5 protein-coding genes are annotated in these 5504 nt (G+C 61.3%); 3 read left to right on the forward strand and 2 right to left on the reverse strand.

The annotated features are described in order from the left end of the window. Positions 1–1171 (reverse strand): glycoside hydrolase family 43 protein (locus AC1DHX_RS20140; RefSeq protein WP_476900417.1); only part of this gene is annotated, 1171 nt, incomplete at its 3' end. A gap of 298 nt (positions 1172–1469) precedes the next feature. On the opposite strand from AC1DHX_RS20140, the gene AC1DHX_RS20145 reads away from it, so the two are divergent. From AC1DHX_RS20145 to AC1DHX_RS20155, 3 genes are all read left to right on the forward strand, one after another. Continuing rightward, the gene (locus AC1DHX_RS20145) at positions 1470–1919 is read left to right on the forward strand and encodes a hypothetical protein (protein ID WP_476860518.1); all 450 of its coding nucleotides are present in this window, start codon (positions 1470–1472) and stop codon (positions 1917–1919) included. A 317-nt stretch (positions 1920–2236) separates the two neighbouring features. Then, positions 2237–2776, forward strand: a complete 540-nt coding sequence (locus tag AC1DHX_RS20150) for a hypothetical protein (RefSeq protein ID WP_476860519.1) — start codon at positions 2237–2239, stop codon at positions 2774–2776. Beyond that, entirely contained in the window at positions 2769–3239 is a 471-nt protein-coding gene (locus AC1DHX_RS20155; RefSeq protein WP_476860520.1) for a hypothetical protein, read from the forward strand. Before AC1DHX_RS20150 ends, AC1DHX_RS20155 begins: the two co-directional genes overlap by 8 nt. A 358-nt stretch (positions 3240–3597) precedes the next feature. Here the strand turns inward: AC1DHX_RS20155 and AC1DHX_RS20160 are convergent, their stop codons facing one another. After that, the gene (locus tag AC1DHX_RS20160) at positions 3598–4287 is read right to left on the reverse strand and encodes a nucleoside/nucleotide kinase family protein (protein ID WP_476860521.1); all 690 of its coding nucleotides are present in this window, start codon (positions 4285–4287) and stop codon (positions 3598–3600) included. Positions 4288–5504 lie beyond the last annotated feature (1217 nt).

Here is a 5504-nt window from a genome sequence, read left to right on the forward strand (position 1 = left end):
CGTCCATCCTCAGGAGGAACCTGACCGCCTCGTCACCCGAGAGAAGAACCGACGCGCGTGCAGCCCAAACGTGTCCGAGGACCCTGGTTGCCAAGATGGGAACGCTGCCCGTCTGGCTCTGCCCGATAAGGAGACCTTCGGGGGTTGCGGCCGTAAACGAAGCGGGGTCCTGGCCGGGTGAAATCCACCGCGGGTGAAGGCTGTCGGAGGAGAAATCATCAATATACGAAGACCCGACGACGGGAACCTGATAACGGTCCTCATCGAACCGCGGCCAACCCTGGTCCCAGGAGATACCCGCAACATAAGTTTCTCGACCCAGGACGTGAAAGCCAGGAACAACGCCTCGGGGACGAACACCGAGATAGACCGCGGCCCAATCACCATCGACCGTTTCGACCAGGTCCGCGTGGCCGACACTCTGGACGGGCGCCGCCATGCTGCGATGACTGAGGATGGGGTTGTTCGGATGCGGTTCGAAAGGACCTGCGGGACTGCTGCCACGGCTGACAGAGACGGCATGACCGCGTTCCGTGCCGCCTTCGGCCAAAACCAGATACCAGCAGCCGCCCGCCTCATACAGGTGCGGCCCCTCCGGGTAGGCCAACCCTGTTCCCTGCCACACCTTCCTGGGAGATTCCAAGAGGCGGCCAGCGTCGGGATCCAGCCTCGCCTGGACGATACCGGACTCATGCTCGCCGGGGCCGAACCCCACCCAGGTGAGGTAACAACTTCCGTCGCTGTCCCACGCGATATCCGGGTCGATGCCCAGCGTTCCCGGTATCTGTACCGGGTCGCTCCACGGGCCGGCAGCCTCCTTGGACCGCAACAGCAAATGACCGCCACCGAAGTCGCTCATGTTCGTGGTGACGAACCAGAATTCACCGTTGTGATGCCTGAGCGTTGAGCCGAAGATCCCGCCTGAAGGACGCCCGTCCCCAACAGCGAACTGGCTCCGCCGGGTTAGGATGTTCCCGAGCTGATCCCAAGTTACGAGGTCCCGGCTGTGGAAAATCGGCGCTCCGGGGAAGTACTCAAAGCTCGACGTTGCCAGGAAATAGTCGAAGCCGACCCGACAGACTGTGGGGTCAGGGTGGAAACCCGGAATGACCGGTGTGATGGCTGCGGGAGATGCTACTTGCCGAACCTGCTCGACTGCAGTGTCAACCAATGGGGCTCCGTCCGTTGCTGGCATTGACTACCCGGTCTGCGGGAGTAGAGGAATTTCAACCCTAGGATGTCCCGCCTTGCAGTCCCACCTGGACTTTCACTGGTTGGAACACCTTCCCTGCCTCACACCCGCATCACAGCCGGGGACGCCACGTCATTCAGCGCTGCCGCCGCATGGTCCAGAGCGTTGCACCAATTGGCCACGATGCCTTCAAGGGACGCGACGGTACCTGCCCGGCTGCCTTTCGATCACATGGAAACGCCCCGGACCAGCGTGGTCCGGGGGCGAAGCAGACGGAATGGAAGATGCCGTGGACGGGGCGATGCGTACCGGCCTGATGGTAGCCAGCCGAATCGGCGAGCAGCTTGCCAGAATGCGCGAACTGGAACAGCGCACCATCGCCGCAGCAGAGGAGGAGAACCCCCTATCCTTGCTGCGGTGGTCCACGTGCCCTAGCCTGTGCATTCAGGCCAACACGGGCATGGGTAACCCGGAGGGCGTGGCTGAAATTAGTGCGGTGCTGGCAGGACTGACGGCAGAAGAACTCGAGGAGATCACCGTCCTGGGGCCGAAGGGACATCTTGGCCGGCATCTGATCGCCGTCATCGACAGAGCTACCAGAGGCCCGGACGCCGGACGGGGGTTTTACGTGACGGACGGAACGGTCAACGGCAACGGTGGACAGTTCCACGTCCTCCACAGCGACCTGAGTGAATGCATCTTCCGAGTCGGGACAGGCCAAAGCTAAGCCGGCAGCCCCTTGAGCTATGGAGTGCCATTACTGTCCATTTACTGAGGCCTGGCCTGATTGACCCCAAGCCTGCCAAACGGAACCGTGCAGGCAAACTTCATTTCCGGTGTGGCGCCGGCCTGAATGTCTTTACCAGACTGTAATAATTCAATTTGTTTTACATATTGCTGCTGCAGTCGCGGTCCCATAGAGTCGGGCCATCAGCTGGTCGGGGCAGCGACGCTTCAGCCCAGCGATCATTGGGGGACTATTTCACTTCACTTCGCTGTGCGCCCTGATGTCAGCTAGCGGAGTACTGAAATTGGGGGATTCAATTGAAGAAGCTTCTTGGTGCGACACTAGCTGGCATTCTCGTAACGGGGCTGATGACCCTTGCATCTCCGGCCCAGGCTGCCCCGGACACAGGGGGGGTGGTTAGTCCACAGGGGCTATGTGACAGCTCGACGGTCTACAAGACGGTCACGTCCAAGCAAAACTACTATCAGGCCATCGGCCCGGTGTACCACGCCATTAACGGGACGAGCTATGCGAACACTGTCACGTTTACGAATACCTTGTCTGGCACGATAGGAGCGACAGTGGGCGGTTATATTGAAGGCGGCGTGAGCGGTGGAATCGCGACTGCTAAGGCACAGGTGTCCGGCGGCATCACGGCCTCCGCTTCCTATACGACCTCAATGTCGGTCCAATACACCGTGCCGGCTTTGCGGACCGGCTACGCGCAAATCGGAACCAGCAAATGGAAGGTAAACATCCGCACTTGGAAATACAACACCAATTGCGTTAGTTCGACTATTGGGACGGGGACGCTGGATGCTCCCACCAGCATCGGGTGGAAGACTTGGAATGGCTGATAGATCAGCGGGGATGATGCTGGCCGGGGCCGGGCTTGCTGCAGTGTGCCTTGCCCTGGTGGGATGCGACGCCGTGCCGCCGCTGCCCCCCGGTACTGCCACAGCTACGGCAAGTCCGTCGAGCACGCCGCCCGAGTCAGTAACTTCTCCGACGACCGTGAACCACCACGTTCCCAGCGGCGAAAAAGTGGTCGGATCGCTGGACAACCAGACTGCAACGATGAGCCTTGGTCAATTCAGCGTGGAATCGAAGTTCATCAAGGTATATCTGACGTGCTTTGGCCCGGGGGAATTACTCATAAACGTCGATGGCGTAGGTAAGTTCCCGCTGCCCTGCAATCAAAACGATGTGGTTCCTTCGGAAAACCAATTCGAGGTCAGCCACCTCAAGTCCTATTCGGTAGGCATCGAATCGGCTGTGGGCCAGCGCTGGGCAGCGACCCTGGCCATACCAAAGGCGTAGCGTTGGGATCAGCCGTTGCGTGGAGGCGGYTGATCCCAAAGGCCGGTCGCCGCAGGGAGATACTCGGATCATGACGCGACTGGAGTTCTGGACGGACTACGGTCCGGGACCGCTATGGACCGATGAAGGCAAACCCGTCGATTTGACCTCGGGTCTCGGTGATTCTGCTCGTGGCCGCAGATCGGCTGCACTCAACTGATTCCAACGCCGATATCGGAGTTTATGGCGAGCCGCCACTCAGAAGCGGCTACGACGGCAGGTTACGTGAACACTATCGATGAGCCTCGTCGGGCACTTGTGTCCCAGGCAGGGAATAATGCCGGGGCGCCGTGAAGCCGGCGGCTCGGTTTCTGGCCGGTTATTCTTGGCCGGGCGCCGGGACGGTCGCGGGTGTGTGCTCGATGACGAGTGTGCTCCGCTGGCTTCCTGCTGCTACCAGGCGGGCATTGCGTTCGTCATTGCCGGTTGCACGCCATTCGGCGATGGCGGGGTCCTTGTCGAACCTCAGGTGCCGGGCGGTGAGCCGGCGCAGGCGTTCGCCCTGTTCGAGTTCGACGAACCAGGTTTCATCCAGGAGGGATGCGACCTCGTTCCATGGGGCCTCGTCCAAGAGCAGGTAGTTGCCCTCGGTGATGATCAGGCGTGTTTCCGGCGGGACGGCGATGGCCCCGGCGATCGCGTCGTTGACTTCGCGGCGGAAGACCGGAGCGAAGACCTCCCGCGAGATATCTGAGCGCAGCCGGCGGAGCAACGCGACGAAGCCGGCACCGTCGAAGGTGTCCGGAGCGCCCTTGCGGTGCTCAAGCCCGCGGGCCACGAGCAGCGACTGCGCCAGGTGATATCCGTCCATAGGGACCAGGGCGACCTGCCGGGGATGGTCGGTGAGCAGGCGCTCCAGCAGCCATTCGCAGATGGTGGATTTTCCGGCCCCGGGCGCCCCGGCAATTCCGAGCAGGCACCGGCTTCGCCGCTGGAGCAGCGCTTCAGCCCGGGCGAGGAGCTGCTGCTGGCCTGATTCGTCCCAGCGCAGGTATGGAGGGGTGTTCATCGCTTCTCCTTTCCGGCTCTCGCCTGGACCAGGGCAGGAGGTCACCGGTGTTCTACGGCATCACGTTACATCGGCGTGGACAATGTCCACACAACCTTTGCCGCACAAACGCCCGCTCACCTCTCCCCGGCCAAGAAAAGGAACGAATCGAGGACCAGACAATCTCCCAGAAACTTCCCGCAGGTCATGTCATCACCACAACTCCGGGAGATGAACAGGTACAAGGCCAACCACGTCCGGCACAAACAGCAAGGAAGGAGGCCCGAGTGATCCCAAGTCGCAGCAAGTCAGGCCGTTCCAGGCGCTCCCGGCCATGAACGCGTAAGCAGCAACAGCGCTGTCCAAGCCAAGAAAAGGAGCCGCCAGACCAGCCGCCACCAACAAAAATGGGCCCCCGCAGGGGCCCATAAAAAGATATTTGTACACATTCAGAGGCCCACAAGCCCCTGGACAGGGAAATACTGTGCCCGAGGTGGGACTCGAACCGGGTTCCCGCCCCTGAATTTCCGCCACTCCCCCGAAATCCTCCGTGATCCGGCCCGGTCCGGCCGATATACGACCCGATCCGAAGCCGCGGGTGTGCACATTGTGCACACCTTCTCTTTTCCCGGTTCGGCACCAGCCGGGCTGCTTAGACGGCGGTGATTATGGCAGTTTGAGTGGGGATCGGTTTTGCAGTCTGAGTTGGGCCCACTTCGCGGCTCGCYGGTTGATGAATCGCAGTTTCAGTTGCGCCCACCCAAAGTTGATTCCATCAGAGCTTTTCCCAACGGTGGAAGGCAGTGCTGGAGTCGAGAGTGGAGCTATTCGCGAGGATCCGCCGGGATGCCAGGGGTAAGGGCTTATCCATCCGCTGCCTTGCCCGGGAGTACCGGGTCTCCCGAAGAACCGTTCGGCAGGCACTGGCCTCCGCTAAACCACCTGAGCGAAGAACTCCTGCCCGGGAGGCCCCGAAGCTGGGCGGYAATCCCGCGCCGGAAGACACGCCCCACTGCGGCTGGACGATCCGCGGATCAGCTATTAAAATCTTTCGGTATCGAATGCAGGCAGACGGACACGAAGTCCGGGAAGGGGGCGCACATCACCGCTGACAAACACCACCAACCCACTGTTTTACCCGCGAAAGCCCCTCAGTCGAGGGGCTTTCCTATTTGCCGGGAGCCTGCGGTCCGAGGCGGCGTTCACGGGCCGTCTGACCCCGTACCTTCCCCAGAAAC

The organism is Arthrobacter sp. 05N33_2, assembly GCF_056397425.1.

What these genes read in the sequence shown, in the direction of transcription:
- AC1DHX_RS20155 (WP_476860520.1), top strand. Translation starts at nt 2,769, where the DNA reads ATGGCTGATAGATCAGCGGGGATGATGCTGGCCGGGGCCGGGCTTGCT.
- AC1DHX_RS20160 (WP_476860521.1), bottom strand. Translation starts at nt 4,287, where the DNA reads ATGAACACCCCTCCATACCTGCGCTGGGACGAATCAGGCCAGCAGCAG.
- AC1DHX_RS20145 (WP_476860518.1), top strand. Translation starts at nt 1,470, where the DNA reads ATGGAAGATGCCGTGGACGGGGCGATGCGTACCGGCCTGATGGTAGCC.